Annotated in this window: 6 protein-coding genes; 5 read left to right on the plus strand and 1 reads right to left on the minus strand. The window is 64.0% G+C overall.

What is annotated here, in order from left to right; genetic code table 11:
- Positions 1 to 180 precede the first annotated feature (180 nt).
- From GN300_RS23620 to GN300_RS23635, 4 genes are read left to right on the plus strand one after another with little or no spacing between them, the layout of a single operon-like run.
- Complete coding sequence (locus GN300_RS23620) at positions 181 to 12,642, plus strand: non-ribosomal peptide synthetase (RefSeq protein WP_233405685.1); 12,462 nt, start codon at positions 181 to 183, stop codon at positions 12,640 to 12,642.
- A 40-nt stretch (positions 12,643 to 12,682) separates the two neighbouring features.
- Complete coding sequence (locus GN300_RS23625; protein WP_003942170.1) at positions 12,683 to 13,696, plus strand: Fe2+-enterobactin ABC transporter substrate-binding protein; 1,014 nt, start codon at positions 12,683 to 12,685, stop codon at positions 13,694 to 13,696.
- Positions 13,693 to 14,994: an enterobactin transporter EntS gene (gene entS, locus GN300_RS23630; protein WP_058038680.1), complete on the plus strand. Its 1,302-nt coding sequence runs from the start codon at positions 13,693 to 13,695 to the stop codon at positions 14,992 to 14,994. The genes GN300_RS23625 and entS overlap by 4 nt, the downstream gene beginning before the upstream one ends.
- Complete coding sequence (locus GN300_RS23635; protein WP_047271424.1) at positions 14,991 to 15,836, plus strand: siderophore-interacting protein; 846 nt, start codon at positions 14,991 to 14,993, stop codon at positions 15,834 to 15,836. Before entS ends, GN300_RS23635 begins: the two co-directional genes overlap by 4 nt.
- Here the strand turns inward: GN300_RS23635 and GN300_RS23640 are convergent.
- Positions 15,785 to 17,233, minus strand: a complete 1,449-nt coding sequence (locus GN300_RS23640) for an MFS transporter (protein WP_063316533.1) — start codon at positions 17,231 to 17,233, stop codon at positions 15,785 to 15,787. The genes GN300_RS23635 and GN300_RS23640 overlap by 52 nt on opposite strands.
- A 522-nt stretch (positions 17,234 to 17,755) precedes the next feature.
- Between GN300_RS23640 and GN300_RS23645 the strand changes: the two genes are divergently transcribed.
- Positions 17,756 to 18,166 carry a hypothetical protein gene (locus GN300_RS23645; protein WP_063316532.1) on the plus strand — a complete coding sequence of 137 codons (411 nt, stop codon included), beginning with the start codon at positions 17,756 to 17,758 and terminating at the stop codon, positions 18,164 to 18,166.
- Positions 18,167 to 18,199 lie beyond the last annotated feature (33 nt).

The following is an 18,199-nucleotide window of genomic DNA, read 5'->3' on the forward strand; positions in this document are numbered from 1 at the left end:
AAGAGACTGTCCCGCAAGCGGTTGTAGAAGCGCGTGTCCTCTGATTGACGCGTCGGGAGCCGTCGGTTCTCGGGTCACCGGCGAGGCGGATTCCCCGATTCATTGACATTTAGTTTAGGCTACCCAAAACGACGTTAGGTCACCCTTGGGTGACGTGTGTCCACAGACGAGGGGATCAGTGTGAGCGTTCTTCCAGGTTCGAACTCCGGAGCGGCGAGCGAAGCTACGTTTGCTCTCACAGGAGCTCAACTCGGGATTTGGAACGCACAGAGGCTTGATCCCGAATCTCGGAGCTACCTCGTCGGCGAGGTGCTCGAAATCTCGGGTGACGAACCGATCGACACCGAACTGCTGACAGCTGCCATCACGGCGACGATCGGTGAAGCCGAAACCATGCGGCTGCGGATGATCGAGACGTCGGACGGCCCGCGTCAGTACATCTCCGACGAGCCGGTTGGCATCATCCCGATCACCGACGTCCGTGACGAGCGCGATCCCGTAGCCGTGGCGCACGCACTGGTCGACGCCGAGCGCAGCCGGGCGTCCGAGTACTGCCGCCTGATGGTGGAGCGTCCGCTGTACACGTACTCGCTGATCAGGCTCTCCGATCGCGAGATCTGGTGCATCCAGCTCTATCACCACTTGATCGTCGACGGCTACAGCGCAGCCATGATTTCGCGTCGTGTCGCCGCGCACTACACGGCCGCGAAGAAGGGAACCGACGTCGCACCAACGCGATTCGGTTCTATGACAGATCTGGTCAGCGAGGACGAGGCGTACCGGGCTGGCGAGCAGTTCGCGGAAGATCGTGACTACTGGCGTGATGTCCTGACGCCGTTGCCCGCGTTGGACGGACGCGGCCAGCAGGTCACCGGTCCGGCGGAACGAACGATCCAGGTTCGCGAGATCATTACCGCCGACGCCCTCAACCGCCTCAAAGACGTGGCAGACGCGACGGGAACAACGTGGGCCGAGGCACTGATCGCCTGCTACGGCGCGTTTCTCCACCGACTGCTCGGCGAGACGGATGTTGTCATCGCGATGCCACTCATGGCGCGCGTAGGTCGCACGGCACTCAAGACGCCGGCCATGGCAGTCAACGTTCTGCCTCTCCGGTTGACGATTCGCAGCCACGATCGACTCGGTGACCTGAGCAAGCAGGTGGCCGCCACGATGAAAAGCCTGCGCGCACACCAGCGCTACCGCGGTGAGAATCTTGCTCGGGACCTGGGCGTCGCCGGAACCGGCGCACTGCTTCACGGGATCGGAATCAATCTCAAGGCTTTCGACTTCGCCCTCGATTTCGCCGGCGCTGTGGGTGTACTGCGAAACGTCGCCGGGGGACCGCCGGAGGACCTGGGTTTGACGGTTACGCCCATTGCGGACGGCGAAGTTCTACTCGGATTCGAAGTGGACGCGCGTACCAATACTCGGGAATCGGTTCAGCGTCGCCTCGCCGGTTTCGTCAGCATCGTCAACGCGATGGTCGGGGAGGGAGATCCTGCCGTCGGTCAGGTGGAGATGATGCCTGCGGCCGAAGCCGCGCGGATTCTCGCCGGCCGCGAAACTGCACCGCTGCCCGGCTCGGTCGAACTCGTTCCCGACGTGTTCGACCGCATCGTTGTCGAGCACGCGGATGACACAGTCCTCGTGTGCGGTGACGAACGTTTGACAGGCGCAGAACTCGGTGGCCGCGTCCACAAGCTCGCCCGGTTGCTTCGGGCCCGCAATGTCGGCCCGGACGACATTGTCGGACTTGCGCTTCCGCGTACTTCCGAGATGGTGGTGGCTCTGCTCGCGACATTGAACGCGGGCGCAGCGTACGTGGCCCTGGATCCGCAGCACCCGGCCGAGCGGTTGCGAGATCTGATCGACGACGCGCAGCCGAAGGTCGTGATCACCACTTCCACTCTGGCCGAGCAACTCGTCGGAGGTTTTCGGCCCGACCCCCTCGTCATCGATTCCGACGCAGTCCGCGAAGAACTCCGTGCTAATTCCGAGCTTCCACTCGAACTCGGTGAACTGGCGACAGCACGGCATGGTGATCACCTGGCGTATGTCATCTACACCTCGGGATCGACAGGCAAGCCCAAGGGTGTGCTGGTCAGAGGCGGTGGATTGGCGCACCTGCTTCACCACCATCGCGCCACCATCTACCGGGACACCGCCGAGCGCGTCGGGAACCGCCAACTGCACACCGCGCACACAGCGTCGTTCGCCTTCGATGCGTCTCTCGATCAACTGTTGTGGCTGCTGTGTGGTCATCGTGTGCACGTATACGACGAGGAACTGCAGAAGGACGCGGTTGCTCTGGTCGCGGCGTTCGAGCGAGATTGCGTCGACGTGGTCGACACGACGCCGTCGATGGCGGCAGCGATGGTGGACAACGGGTTGCTGCGTACGCATCGGTTGCAGCTCCTCGTCGTGGGTGGCGAGGCGGCACCGCCCGCACTGTGGGACGCGATCATCGAATCCGGTGTTCCGGCTCGAAACCTGTACGGCCCCACCGAAACGACGGTCGACGCGATCGCGACCACGGTCGAAGGTGCCGGACCGCGTATCGGGTACCCCCTCGCGGGTACCCGTGCGTACCTGCTCGACAGCGCGCTCGAGCCGGTCGCCGACGGTGAACGAGGTGAGCTCTACCTGGCGGGACCGCAAATGGCCAGGGGCTACCTCGGCCGCGCCGGCGCGACCTCCGAGCGTTTTGTCGCAGATCCTTTCGGGGCTCCGGGAGATCTGATGTACCGCGCCGGGGACGTGGCGCGGTGGGTGCCGGGGCGGGGCTACGACTTCATCGGTCGCAGCGACAAGCAGGTGAAGATTCGCGGACATCGAGTCGAGTTGAGCGAGGTCGAGGCTGTTCTCGGATCGGTACCCGGAATCGGCGCGGCTGCTGCGTTGATCCGCACGGATGGGGGACGGCCCAGCCTCGTCGGCTACGTTGTAGCCGCCGCCGGCGCGGCGCTTCCGCCGCAGGAAGAATTGCGCCGTGACCTCGCCGGTCGCGTACCGGATCATCTCGTTCCCGCCGCAATCGTCGTTCTGGACGAACTACCCGTCACGGTGAACGGAAAGCTCGATCGTGCGGCACTACCAGCCCCGGCTGCCGAATCGGCAGGTCGCGCCGCATCCACACCGAGCGAGGAAATCCTCTGTGACGTGGTGGCCGAGGTGCTCGGCCGCGAACGCGTCGGCGTGGACGAGGACTTCTTCGGCCTCGGTGGTGACAGCATCACGGCAATCAGTGTCAGCAGTCGCCTGCGGGTGCGTGGTCTGATCGTTGCTCCCAAAGAACTACTGGCACAGCGAGATCTGGGAACCATCGCCGCTGCGGCACGTGAGATTGCCGATGACGCCGACGCCGTAGCCTCGGTTGCGGACGTGGCCACCGGCACCGTGATCGCCCCGCCGATCGTTCGAGCACTGATCGAAAAAAATTCGGCAGACGAGGCAATCGCGGGCTATGCGCAGTGGACCGCAGTGCGCATCGACGACAGCCTTTCACTGGGTGACCTGCAGTCCGGCGTGCAGACGATCCTCGATCACCATGACGCTCTACGCCTGCTCCTGCGCCGTGACAACGACAGCGGCACTACCGAATTGATCGTCCGGGACGCCGGTGCAGTGCGCAGCGAGGGACTCGTTCGCGAGGTGTCCGACACCTCCGAGCCGTCCCGGATCAGAGAGCTCGCGGAGGCGTCGGCGGCGAGTCTCGACCCACGCGCCGGTGAACTCCTGCGAGTCGTACTGGTCAATACCGAGGCCGGTCGACCCGACCAATTGATCGTCGTGGCTCACCATTTGATCGTCGACGGTGTGTCCTGGCGAATTCTGCTTCCAGACCTCCGCGAAGCTACCGATGCAGCGCGCGAGCGTAGGTCGGCCCGGTTGGCTGCAGGCGGAAGTTCGTGGCGTCGATACGCAGGGTTGCTCGCGGAATTCGGGGCCTCTGGCAGCAGGGCGTCAGAGCTCGAGTACTGGAAGTCCGCGTCGGTACAGGCGGACGACGAGGCGATCGGCAGTCGTCGTCTCGACCCGAAGATCGACGTGACCGCAACCGCCACTCGCACGACAACTGTTGCGCCCCCGGCCGTCACGGACGCGCTGTTGACCACGCTTCCGGCGGCGTATCGAGCCAAGACCGACGAAGTGCTTCTCGCGGGATTGATGCTTGCCTTGCGCTCATGGCAGCACAGTCGCGGCCTGACTGGGCTGCCCGCGCAGACAGTTACCGTCGAAGGTCATGGCCGCGACGCGCTCACCAGCGACACCGACTTCGCCGGAACCATCGGGTGGTTCACCAGTGAGTTCCCTGTTCGGGTTCCCACCGATGCACTGCTCACCGCAGACGATCTTGCCGACGCACTGAGCGGCGGAGCAGCTGCGGGACATCTCCTTCGTGCGGTGAAGGAGGCAAAACGCGCCGTACCCGGAGGCGGAGTCGGCTATGGAGTTCTGCGGCATCTGGATCCCGACACCGCACCTGACCTTTCCGCGTGCGCTACACCCGAACTGCTGCTCAACTATCTGGGCCGCTTCCCGTCCTTGCCCGGAACCGGATGGCGATTGCCGGAGCAGGATCCATTCGCGGTCATCGAGCCGGCGACGAAGGTTATGTCGGAAGTGCTGGCGCTCAACGCATTTGTCCGAGAGGACGACTCGACGACGCTGGCAGTCGAATGGACTGCGGCGGGTTCAGTGCTCGACGGCGCGACGATCGTCGAGCTGCAAGAGCATTGGGAACGTGCGCTCGCTGCCCTGACCGCGCATGCCGCGCTCTTCGAGGGTGGTTTGACGCCTTCCGATTGCTCGGCGACGATCTTCGGCCAGGGCGCGGTGGTCGATCAGGCAGGGATCAACGAACTCGAAGCCGTCCACGGACCGCTTGCCGACGTCCTTCCGCTCTCGCCGCTACAAGAAGGTCTCCTGTTCCATGCGGTCCGTGACGGAGCCGCAGACGTCTACACGCTCACTGCACGCTTCGACCTCTCCGGGCCACTGGACGAGGCGAAGTTGGCCGACGCGTTCGAGACCGTGATCGACAGGCACCCGAACCTTCGCGCAGCTTTTCACTACGAGCAGTTCGAACGGCCCGTTCAGATCATTCCGCGCGGCGCAAAAGTCGAGTGGCGTTCGGTCGATCTGACCTCCGTTCCAGCTGACACTGCATTCCGCTCTGCAGATCAGCTCGAGGACGAGGCCGCCAAGCATGTCTTCGACGTCAGTACACCGCCTCTGCTGCGTGCACTACTGGTTCGGCTGCCCGGCGGGGTGCACCGTTTGGTCCTCAACGCGCACCACCTGCTCACCGACGGTTGGTCGACTCCGATCGTCCTGCGCGAGCTGATGAACGTCTACCACGACGGCGACAGCCGCCTCCCTGCGCCGACGCCGTATCGCGACTACTTGGCATGGATCGCCGGCCGTGATCAGTACTCTGCCCGCGCAGCGTGGAGCGAGCGTTTGCGTGGGCTCACCGCGCCGACTCTCGTTGCCGATGCCGGAGCGCCGCGAAGTGTGCCCGTCGCGCTCGAGGTTCCTCTCGCGACATCGGACGCCGAAGCGCTGATCGAACTCGGCCGTGCGCGAGCGCTGACGGTCAACACCCTGGTTCAGGGTGCGTGGGCAGCAGCGCTCGCCGAAGCGACAGGACAGTGGGACGTCGTGTTCGGGGCCACGGTGTCCGGCCGACCTGCCGAACTCTCGGGGGTGGAGGGAATGGTCGGGTTGTTCAGCAACACGATTCCGGCCCGCCTCGACATCGTCGCGGACCGGCCTTTGCTCGATCAGTTCGTCGATCTCCAGAACGCCCAATTCGACATCGTGGACGTCGAACACACCAGTTTGGCCGAGATCGAACGCATCGCCGGAATCGGGCAACTGTTCGACACGCTCCTGGTGTTCGAGAACTTCCCGAACTCCGGTGCGGGACAGCCTGCATCGCACACACTGCGGGTCGAGGGATTCACCAACCGCGGAGTCACGCACTATCCGATGACGTTGATGGCGCCACCGAGCACCAATCTGGATCTGGTTCTATACCACGATCCGGCAGTTGTCTCCGACGCCACGGCGCAGCGAATGGTCACACGGCTCGCGGAGATCCTGCGTGGGTTGCTGACCGAACCGACAGCTCCCGCATCCGAGGTGCTCACGGTAGTCCGACCGGCAGTGTCCGTTGCCGATGCGGTGTCTGCCGCGAAAAATGTCGCTGTCACGAAAAAGGTGGCCGCGTCCGATCCTGCGATCGATGTCGATCCCGCGGTCGTTGATGCAGTGTGCGCCTGTGTCGAAACGGTGTTGGAGATTCCCGACGTCGATCCGGGTGACAATTTCTTCACTCTCGGCGGTCACTCGCTCACTGCGATGCGGTTGGTGGGAAGCCTGCGCAAGCTGGGAATTCGCGTCGTCGTCTCGGATGTCTTCGACACCCCGACCCCCCTCGGTCTTGCCGTGGCCGCACGCGTCGATCGGACGAAGTTCTCGCCGGATTCGGTCGTTGGCGTCGATCGACCCGTCGTGACCGTGGCGACGTTCCGCGCCCCGGCGGTGGCGGGAAATCCTGATCACGAGCGGTACTGGGTTCGCACGCTCGCGGACCTGCCCCTCGAAACGGACCTTCCGTATGACCGCCCGCGCGGCGAAGAGTACCGCCCGCACACCTACCTCCGTCAGCTACGCGATGCCCGGTTCGGTGACGAACCAGGATTCGACGCGGTGCTGTTGGCTGCCGTGGCGGCGACGCTGAACAGCTTCGGCGGTGGTCGGGACCTTGCGGTCGGACTGGTCTCGGAAGGGACTGACACCCTGATTCGGGTCGACCTGTCCGGTCGGCCGAGAATTGCCGATGTCGTTCGGCGAGTCGAAAACGCTGTCACCGAGGCACTTGCGCATTCCGATGTCAGCCTCGACCGAATCGCGGATCTACTCGGGCGTCCGACGAGCAGCCTGTTCGCTGCCCGTGTCGGTCACTCGCCCGGAAAGAGCGTCGACCTCGAATTCGTCCGAACCGCAACAGAACTTCGATTGACGGTTGATGCCGGGCTGTTCGACGCCGCGACTGCGGACGCATTGCTCGACGGTGTGATCGCGGTCCTCGGTCACGAAATCAGCACTGTCGTCGCGGATCTGCGACTGGCGGAAAACAAGCCGGATCGCGACCCGGGCCGACGCGCGACGCCGCCGTCGGGGATCTCGCAGTTGTTCGCTCGACACGTCAGCCGTCACCCCGACGACATCGCGGTGATCTCCGGCGAGGTCGGAATTACCTACGGGGAACTGTCGGCGCGCGTCGACGAGCTGGCCCGCGAACTTCTCGCGGTCGGCGCCGGACCCGAGAAGGTAGTCGCCGTCGCGCTGGATCGAAATGCGGATCTGGTGGCCGGACTGCTCGCGGTACTGCGCATCGGCGCTGCGTACCTGCCACTCGACGTCGATTACCCGTCTGAGCGGCTCGAGTTCATGATCGAGGACGCGGCTCCGGTGTGTGTCCTGACCAGTATCGACAGCGCCGGGCAACTTCCGTTGACGGTCGCCACGAGTGTCTTCGTGGACGGTGAGTTCACCAACTCGGGTGTCGTGCTTCCTCCGCCGCCCGCGGCGGGTGATCACCTCGCCTACATGATCCACACCTCCGGTTCGACGGGTCGCCCCAAGGGCGTGATGGTCTCGACGGGCAACCTCGCAGCCTTCGCGGACACGGTACTCGAGGATTGCTGGATCAGGCCGGGCGATCGCATCGTCGCGGTGACAACGGTGTCGTTCGACATCGCGGCACTCGAGTTGCTGTGCCCGCTCGCGGCGGGCGCGACTGTCGTGATCGCAGACCGCAGGACGGTTCGCGACCCGGATGCGTTGTCGGCGTTGATCATCGCAAGCGATGCGACAGTGATGCAGGCAACGCCGGCGCTGTGGCGAGTGGTCACCGAACACGAGAACGCAGTCGGACTCGCGATGGTGCGAGCCCTGGTGGGAGGGGAAGCCCTCCCGCAGGATCTGGCCGACGATCTGGTGACCAACGCTGCTTCGGTCCGGAATGTCTATGGACCCACCGAGGCCACGGTGTGGGCGACATCTTCGGTCATCACGACCGGCGACCGAGTCACGATCGGTCAGCCCTGGACCGATGTGCACGTGCGAATCCTCGACGACGACCTGCGTGAGGTTCCGGAAGGCGTTGCGGGCGAGCTGTATCTGGGCGGTGCGCAGGTGGTACGCGGATACCTGAACCGCCCCGATCTGACCGTCGCTCGGTTCGTCGCCGATCCTTCTCTGCCGGGGGCACGCCTCTACCGCACCGGCGATCTGGTCCGACGCCGGCGAGGGGTTTTGCACTTCCTTCGTCGTGCGGACGATCAGGTGAAGGTTCGCGGTTTCCGCATCGAGCTCGGCGAAGTCGAAGGCGCGCTCGGATCGGTGGCAGGTGTGTTCCGCGCGGCAGCCACCGTTCGCGTCGATGCGGCGGGTACCGGAAGTTTGCACGGGTATGTGGTTCCCGAAGGTGCAACCACGCTCGATTCGGTACTGGTGCGCAAGGAGATTGCGCGGCTCCTACCCGAACACATGGTGCCGCAGACCATCACGGTGCTCGAGGCACTACCACTCACCCTCAACGGGAAGGTGGACCGGAAGGCATTGCCCGACACCGCGCCGGATCGCGTGCCGAGTCCGCTCGTGGCCGTCGATGCGGATCGTCGGGCACGGCTCGAGTCGCTGAGCCCGGGCTGGCAGGACGTGCTGCCACTCGGTCCCTTGCAGGAAGGCATGTACTTCCAGTCGGTTCTCGACGGCGCCGGCGGCACGGATGTCTATCACATGCAGCCGCGATTCGAGTTCTCCGCCGATGCCGCCGTCGACGTTCGCTCACTCCGCGCAGCAGGGGATGCGCTCTTGCGGCGCTATCCGAACCTGCGGGCCGGCTTCACACACGCCGGTTTCGACGCTCCGGTGCAGTTCGTGCCCAGGGCAGCCGAAATGCCTTTCCGCGAAATCGATCTGAGCGCAGTCGCACCCGACGACTTGGATATCGAGGTCCGCGCCGTCGACGAGGCTGAATTCGGCAGGCTGTTCGACTTGAGTGCGCCGCCACTCATTCGAATGGTGTTGGTCTGGTTGCCAGGTGGGGGAGCGCACCTCGTCTTCACTCAGCACCACCTGCTGACCGACGGTTGGTCGCAGACCTTGATGTACGCGGAGTTGTTTGCGCTCTACGAGTTTGCTCGCACACACGGCACGGACCCGGTTGGACTCGACGGCGCGCTCGACAAGCCTGCGGACTTCCGTGATCACCTGCGATGGATCGCCGAAGCGGATCGCACGGACGCCATCTCGTCCTGGAAGGACTACCTCGCGGATCTCGAGCAACCCACACTCGTGGGTGGTACGGGATCAGGCGGGCGCGCTCCGTTGCCGGTGTTCACCCGGGCTCAGCTCGAACAGAGCATCACCGAGCACGTACGCGAGCTGGCCAGACGTAGCGGAGCGACGCTGTCCGCCGTGGTTTCTGCGGCGTGGGGCCTGGCATTGCGCGCCGTGACGGGCCGTGACGACGTGGTCTTCGGATCGACGGTTTCGGGACGTTCACCCGAGGTCGAGGGCGCCGACCGCATGGTGGGATTGGCGCTCAACACCATTCCCGTGCGTGTCCGGGTCCGGCCAGGCGAGGAGATCTCGGCGTTGCTCGGACGCCTGTTCCGTGAACAAGGTTCGCTGCTGGGGCATCACCATCTCGGGCTCGGCGACGTGCAGCGAAGTGCAGGGTTCGCCACGCTCTTCGACACGCTCTACGTTTTCCGCAACACCCCTCGCGACGAACAGGCACGTCGAGACACGTTCGGTCGCAGTGGAATCGTCGGGTTCGATGCGGTGGACGGCACGCACTATGCGCTCACGCTCGACGTGGATCCGGGTGTCGGGGACGCGGCGATGGCGCTCACACTCGAAAACCGTCCTGACCTGATTCCGCACGACGTGGCTCAGGACATCCTGTCCCGCACCATCACGATTCTCGAAGTGATGGCGAATTCCGATACCGCCACGGTGGCGGACACGGCGGTTCCGCTTTCGCGCACCCCCGCGGAATTCGCTTCGGAGTACGTCGTGATGCCACGGCCGGACCAGGCCGGCGGTAGCGTGGACGCACTACTGCGCGAAAGGGCAGCGGCAACTCCGGACGAGACGGCGCTGGTCTTCGGAGACGTCACACTGAGCGCAGCCGAGATGAACTCTCGGGTGGACAGACTGGCACGGATACTCGCTTCGGCGCTGGGGCAGTCGGTACCAGGCGGGGGACCGACCCGTGTTGTCGCGCTCGCGCTTCCGCGTACTGCCGATCACGTCGTCGCAATCTTCGCCGTCATGAGAACCGGAGCGGCCTACCTTCCCTTGGATCTGGCTCACCCGCCGGCACGCCTGCGCGAACTCATCCTCGACAGCGATGCGGCGCTGGTAGTCACCACGACTCAGAGGCGTGACCTCGTAGTTCCCGATGGACAGGCATGTCTGGTACTCGACGACCCGGACGTGGCCGGGGTACTCGACGGGCAGTCTTCGGCACCAGTTGTCGACGAGGCTGCGGTCTGCGGGCCGACCTCACCGGACCAGCCTGCCTACGTCATCTACACCTCGGGCAGTACCGGAAAACCCAAGGGCGTCGTGGTGGGTCACCGCGGGTTGACGACGATGTATCACAATCACAAGGCCGAGATATTCACTCCGACCGAAAACAGTGTGGGTGGCCGACGTCTGCGCATCGCGCATACGGTCTCGTTCTCGTTCGACATGTCGTGGGAGGAACTGTTCTGGTTGCTCGCGGGGCACGAAGTTCACGTGATCGACGAGCAGGCGCGACTGGACCCCGCGTCTCTGGTGAAGCATTACCGCGAAGTCGGTATCGACGTCGTGAATGTAACCCCCTCGTATGCACGGGAACTGATGGCCGCCGGTCTCCTCGACGGTGAGCGGACGCCGGTGTTGGTGATGCTCGGCGGAGAAGCTGTACCTGCCGAGTTGTGGTCGCGATTGCGCGATCAGGACGGTGTCGACGGGTACGACCTTTACGGGCCGACGGAGTTCACGATCAACGCGATGGGATCCCCGGTTCAGGGGAGCGAGACACCCTGCTTGGGTCGTCCGATTCTGAACGCGTCTGCGCGGGTACTCGATTCGGGTCTGCGGGAGGTACCGATCGGAGCGGCGGGCGAGCTGTACATGTCCGGAGACGGAACGGCGATGGGTTACCTTCACCGGACCGCGTTGACCTCCGCTGTGTTCGTTGCTGATCCCTACTCCGTCGGCAAGCGCATGTACCGCACGGGTGACGTTGTACTGCGTCGCCGCGACGGCGAACTCGAATATCTGGGTCGCGCAGACCATCAGGTCAAGATCCGAGGCATTCGGATCGAATTGGGTGAAGTCGAATCCGCGCTGGCGTCGTTGCCGGGAGTGTTGAGAGCGGCAGCGTCAGTCCGTAGCGAAGGCGGTGCGCCGCCGCGACTGGTCGGCTACGTCATCGAAGAACCCGGCGGTGATCCAGTCGATCTGCGAGCTGCGTTGCGGGAAAGCGTACCGGCACACCTGGTTCCGTCGGACATCGTCGTCGTGGATTCGATCCCGTTGACGCCCAACGGAAAACTGGACCGCGGTGCGTTGCCGGCACCCCCCGCCCGAGCAGCGGCCCGAGCACCGCGAACCGAGATGGAAAGGCAACTGTGCCAGGTCTTTGCGCGGGTACTCGGCGTCGAGGCAGTCGATCCCGAAGAGAGTTTCTTCGATCTCGGCGGCGACTCGCTTCGAGCTATGCGACTGGTGGGGGAGATGGAGCACGACCTGTCGGTGAGCGTCGGTGTGGGAACGCTGATGGCCCGTCCGACAGTTGCAGAACTTGCAGTACACCTTGACGAGTCGGCGTCCGAAATCGATCTGAGTCGTGATCGCCTCCTGACACTGCGAGCCGAAGGCAGCGGAGAACCACTGTTCTGCGTGCATCCGGCCGGTGGATTCGCTTGGCCCTTTGCGCCTTTGACCGGTGTTCTCGAGGCCGACCGTCCACTGTTCGGCCTGCAACTGCCCACAGTTGCCGGGGAGCCACTCGAACCGACGAACGTGGACCAACTGGCAGCGATGTACGTCGACACGATTCGCGGCGTGCAACCGAGCGGGCCGTACCACCTGCTCGGCTACTCGTTCGGTGGCAACGTCGTTGCCGCGATGGCGGCTCAGCTGGTCGATATCGGCGAGACAGTGGAGTTCGCCGGTCTGATCGATACTCATCCACTGGGAGATCGTGACGATCACGGTCGCGACGATTCCGACGACCGAGATCTGGCCGCCGCCCTGCCACCCGAGATCCTCACTCAGGCACCGGGACTGGTCGACGCTGTTCGGGCGGGTTTTGATGCCACTCGTTTGCTCGTGGCCAGTTCGACCGACACAACCTACGACGGACCGGTTACTCTGATCACCGCCGACGCCGAGGCGTCCGGACAGCTGCTGGCCGATCGCTGGCGCAGAGTCCGCGGGGACCGGGACATGGCAGTACACCATCTGCCGTACGACCACGCCGGATTGGTGACCCCAGCCGGGTGGGCGGCGATCGCCCCGCTGCTCGACAGCCATTTGTCGAAACGCACGGCCACATAGTTCGAAAACCACACAGTTGAAACACAATGGGAGCTCAATGATGAAGTCCACACCGCCCCTCGCGATACGGAGTTGGCGACGATTCGTCGCCATCGCAGGGTTGCTGATCGTCGCACTCGTGGCGATGATCGGTTGCAGTAGCGATTCGAACGACGAACCGACCAAGGCTGCAGAGCCCACGACCCGTGTGATCGAGACCGAGAAGGGCTCGGTCACCGTGCCCGCGTCGGCGGAGCGCATCGTGGTTCTGAGCGGCGGTCTCGCCGGATACCTGTACGCCCTGGACGCACCGGTGGTTGCCACCGATACCCGCGTCCTCGGTGTCACGAACCTCGACGGTGGATTCCCGCCGGCTTGGGCGGACGCCGCAAAGGCGCAGGGCACCAAGGAATTGCCGGCCGGCGAGCAGCTCAACATCGAAGCCGTCGCGGCGGCTGAGCCCGACCTGATCATCGGCGGTGGCCAGGGAATCACCTCTGTTCAGTCCGAGGAACTCTACGATCAGCTCACTGCTATCGCACCCACCGTCTTGGTCCCCAAGACGGTCGCCGCGTGGGACAAGCAGCTCGAAATCGTCGCCGACGCGGCGGGCCGTTCCGACCAGGTTCCGGCGCTGATGAGCGCATACGAGGACAAGGTCAAAGAGGTCAAGGGCAAGATCAAGGTTCCCGAGGGCAACGTCGTCTACTTCCTCTCGGTCTCGAGCAACAAGCCGTACCTCGTTCCGCCGACGGCCGCGCTGCCCGCGATGCTCGCCGAGCTCGGTTTCAAGGCCGACGACGTCATGGCCAAGGCCGGCAACCCGCAGCTCTTCGGCTCGGGTGACTCGTTCGAGGTCAGCCCGGAACTGCTCTCGCAGGTCGCCGATGCTCCTGTCGCCTTTGTGATTCCGGTGTCCGGTCGCCCGATGGCCGAACTTGCCACCGATCCGCTTTACTCGCAGTTGCCGTCCTTCAAGGCAGGCACGACGTTCGAGCTCCCCGCCAGCAGCTACCGTCCTGACTACGACGGCGCAATGGCTACCCTCGACCTGATCGGCCAGACCTTCGCATGACTCGATTCGCTGGGCTGGTGATCGATGTTTCACCCTTGCGGACCAGCCGTCCCTTCAGGTACGCCTTTTCCGCGCGATTGATCTCGCTGCTCGGGATCGGACTGCTCGTCGTAGCCGTCCCCGCGCAGACGTACCAGCTCACCGGCTCGACCTTGCAGGTTGCCGGAGTGTCCACGGCGATGGCCATCGCCATGTTCTTCGGCAGCCTGTTCGGCGGCGTGCTCGCTGACCGTTACGATCGGCGACGCACCATCCAGTTGGCCCGCAGTGCTGCGGGTCTCGGCTTTGTCATTCTCGGGTGCAACGCGCTCTTGCCACACCCGTCGATGTGGGTCATCTACGTCGCGGCAGCTGTCGACGGCTTGGCCGGCGGTGTCAGCAGCTCGGCCTTGATGGCTTTGATGCCGACGTTGTTGCCGCGCAACAAGATGGCTGCGGCCGGCGCTTTGGTAGCGCTGACCACCGACATCGGGACGATGATCTCGCCGGCAATCGCCGGCGTGATCATCGCCTCCGGCGGCATTCCCGCGACATACTTTGTTGCTGCGGTGGCCACCGCAGCAACTGTCACGTTGTTCCAAGCCATCGGCCCTTCTCCTGCACCGGGCACGAATCACGAAAGCCCGATGCGCGCGCTGGTGACCGGCGTGAAATTCGCCGGCACGCACACAGTCATTCGCGGCATCCTGATCAGCGGTCTGTTGGTCATGTTCGTCAGCGGGCCGATGGTGTTGCTGCCTGCCTTCGTCGACCAGGTCCTCGGCGGCGGACCCACCATGCTCGGTCTGCTCTACGGCGCCCCCGCTGTCGGCGCTGTGGTCGGTTCCCTCACCAGCGGTTGGACCGGACGAGTCCACCGCAACGGCGCCGCGATGTTGATCTCTGTGGCGCTGATGCCTCTCGGCCTGGTGGTACTGGGTGCGTCGGGAGCAGCGATTGTCGCGTTCCTGGGCCTGGCCGGATTCGGCCTCGGCCGCGCACTCAACGACATTCTGAGATTTGCAGTCCTTCAACAGAACACGCCGGACGAATTGCGCGGACGCGTGTCCAGTCTGTGGATGGTGCAAGCCGTCACGGGTACGGCGATCGGTTCGATGGCAGCCGGGTTCCTCGGGCAGTGGCTCGAGCCTGGCGCCGCGCTACTGGTCTTGGGGCTCGCCGGTGTGACACTGGGCCTGGTGCTCCTGGCAGCATTGGGTTCGGTGCGCCGGGTAACTTCGGAGATCAACGAAGTCGATCTCTCCGAAAACACTGTGCCGGTGGGGAATGCTCCGCCGGAAAAGGAAGGTAGTTCATGAACCGAGGAGACCACCTCGCGACCATCGCCGAAGTTCTGGCGGGAACCACCGGCGCAAAAGTGCCGTACCCCATCGGCATTCGCGAACTCGAAGTTGTTCGCAGCGAAATGGTCGGGACCGGACTGTTGCGTCTGACCTTGGGTGGACCGGAGTTGGCGGGCTTCGAATCGCACGCTCCCGACGAGCATGTTCGCCTGGTCTACCCGGATGCAGACGGAACTTTACGTCTACCCGAACGCGACGGATTCAGCCTGAAGTGGCCTCGTCCATTGCCGATCTCGCGTGAGTACACCGTCCGTCGATACGACGCCGAGGCGGGGGAGCTGGACCTCGACTTCGCGCTCCACGAAGGTGGGTACGCCTCTGATTGGGCTCAGGCGGCGACCGTCGGCACTCGGGTGCACGTGGCAGGTCCGCCCGGTGGCGTCGTGGTTCCGTGGACGTACGACCGCTATCTGCTGGCCGGTGACATCACCGCCCTTCCTGCCATTGCTCGTTGGCTCGAGATGATGCCCGCTGCTGCCGCCGGGTGGGTGTTCGTCGAGATCACCGACCCTTCACAGGAAATCGAACTCACTGTTCCGGAAGGCGTCGAGGTGCGATGGCTGCACCGCGGTGACGTCCCAGCCGGTCACTCGGATCTGCTCGAGCAGGCAGTACGGACGGTCACCGTGCCCGAAGGTGAGCGTGTCTACGCCTGGATCTCCGGTGAGGCCACCAGTCTCAAGCCCATTCGCAGATTCGTGCGCGACGAACTCGGCCTGAGTTCGGGCGACCACCTGATCACGGGCTACTGGAAGCGCGGAGTCGCAGACTTCGACGAGGACGACGACGACCACTGAACATCGGTTGATGCCGGTTTCGGCATCGTCACCGCGACAACGAGTCCGACAATCGCAACGATTGCCGCCACTCCGAAAGCTGTGGCGAATGCCGAGTGCTGGGGAAGGCCGCCGGATGAAGTCGCGCTCGCGATGATCCCGGCGGCAATTTGGGTTCCCACAGCAGAACCCAGCGATCTGGCGATCGTGACTATTGCCGTCGTGACACCTACGCGGTCTGCCGGTGCGCTGTCGGCGGAGATGACGAACACTGCCGTCGACGCGGCGGCAACGCCGGTACCCGCAAGGATCAGCACCACAACGATCTGCCACATCGTGGTTGCAAAGACCCCGACGGAGCCGCTCAGGCCGAGGAAGGCAACTCCCGCTACCGCAATGGCTTTCGTGCCGACCCGTTGTGCGAGCTTTCCGGAAATCACCGACGCGATCACCGCTGCGCCGTAACCGATGCACAGCAGGATTCCGATGGCACTTGTCGATGCACCGCGGCCGAATCCGCTCTCTGCCGGCACGGCGAGTTGTTGCGGAAGTAGATAGACAACAGCGCCGTAGGTGAACCCGAAAACTACGCCGACGACCACGGCGCTCCACATCGAACGATGCCGCATCATCGTCAGGTCGACCATCGGCTCGGTTGTCCGGCTCTGATACCTGGCCCAGATCGTGAACACGGCAGCGGAAGCGAGAAGCAGCAGCATCGACGTCGGTGCGCCCCACCCGTTGCTCGATGCGCTCGCCAGCCACGCCGTCAGCGTCAACAATCCCAGAGCCAATCCGCCCGCTCCCGGCCAATCGAGTCGGCCGCCGACGTTCGACATGTGATCTCGTGGTGTGCTCACGGCAAAAGTAATTGCGCCGAGCAAAACGAACGCGGTCGGAACTGCATACATCGCGGTGCGTGAGACGTTTTCCGCGACGGGCCCGGCCAATACGACTCCCAGAGCGCCGCCGGCCACTACGACAGCCCCGAGTAAACCCGTGGCCGTCTTCAGTCGGTCCGAGGACAAAGTGCGTCGTAGGACCACGAAGCTCACGGGAAGCAACCCGAGCCCGAATCCCTGGAGAAATTGGCCGAGGACGAACAGCGGGAAGATCGTTGCGAGAGCGGACACGCTGCCGCCCAGGGCAACGATTGTCGTGATCGCGAGCAAGGTGGGGCGGGCGCCGTACACGTCGGCTATTCGCCCGGCCATCGGCGTGACGAGGACAGTGCTCAACGTCAGAGCGACGGATGCGAGCGCTCCGACGTCGGCCGTCACTCCGAAGTCTCTCTGTATCAGGGGGAGTGCGGGGACGATGATGCTTTCGAGCGCGGCCACGGCAGCGATCAGCAGGGTCAGGCTTGCGATAGTTGCTACCGGTCGCGGCTGATTGCCGGAGACGCTCTCTGTGGTCATCGTGCTCTCTTTCGATCGGGGAGTGAGGAGCTTATGGACGCGACGAAACGTCGCCCCTCCAAGAGCCCGGAAAGGTTGTGGCACTGGATATATCGAGCTGTGAAGTAGACCGTCTCGTTATTTCGTTACGCGTACCGTTATTGTGGAGAAATGTAATCGGATTCAGCGCACAAAGCAAGAGTCGGATGGGGTGGAAATGGTGCCATGTATCGCCAGATCGCAACGGGCAGACTTTTGCTGCCACCGTCAGTCGGTGTCAGGTGATGTGACGATGGGGCTCATTTCTCGATGAGCATGACGCTGGTCACCAAAATGCTTCTCCGAGCAGGGAGTTCATCTGCCGGACACATCCAAGGTCCCCGTTTGAATGCCGGGTTTGTTAGCTTTCTGCCTGTGACGCGACGTCACGGAAAGTTCACGAATCACGGAGGATCATCATGGGTTCTATTTCAACGATCATCGGAATCTTCGAGCTCTACAAGCTTCTCGAGCCGCTGCTGAGCTCGCTGAGCTGATTCAGGTGTGATTTCGCTGTCGAGCCGGGGCGCCGAGGGACTCGGCTCGACAGCGGATCTCGAGGATCCGGCGCGATCAGGACCCGTGGAACGGATGTCGGCACCGGCAGAATTCCATCGCTCCGGTGTAGTGGTCCATCACCAGGATTTCTGCACACCGAGCGGGCTGCGGAGCGAACCTGAGGCAGCGCTCGATCCACCCACGCTCCAGCGAAGGGGCGGGGTGCGCGCAGTTCCCGCATCGGCCGGGACGTTCGGCGACACGTACGGAACCGTAGTGCTCCGGGGACATGCCAAACATCTTGGTGGTGCGATGTTTCCAGGGCAATGGTTCGGCTCGAGCGGAAGCTATGTCACGAAAGCCCGGCGGCGATATGCGAGGACCGAACCCGTTGAGCTGCGCTACCTGGATCCCTGATAATCCGATTGCCCAGACTGAGTTTTTTGGTGC

This window comes from Rhodococcus sp. Ni2 (genome assembly GCF_021352185.1).
Taxonomy (GTDB): Bacteria; Actinomycetota; Actinomycetes; order Mycobacteriales; family Mycobacteriaceae; genus Rhodococcus_F; species Rhodococcus_F qingshengii.

What these genes read in the sequence shown, in the direction of transcription:
- GN300_RS23625 (WP_003942170.1), top strand. Translation starts at nt 12,683, where the DNA reads ATGAAGTCCACACCGCCCCTCGCGATACGGAGTTGGCGACGATTCGTC.
- entS (WP_058038680.1), top strand. Translation starts at nt 13,693, where the DNA reads ATGACTCGATTCGCTGGGCTGGTGATCGATGTTTCACCCTTGCGGACC.
- GN300_RS23635 (WP_047271424.1), top strand. Translation starts at nt 14,991, where the DNA reads ATGAACCGAGGAGACCACCTCGCGACCATCGCCGAAGTTCTGGCGGGA.
- GN300_RS23640 (WP_063316533.1), bottom strand. Translation starts at nt 17,233, where the DNA reads ATGACCACAGAGAGCGTCTCCGGCAATCAGCCGCGACCGGTAGCAACT.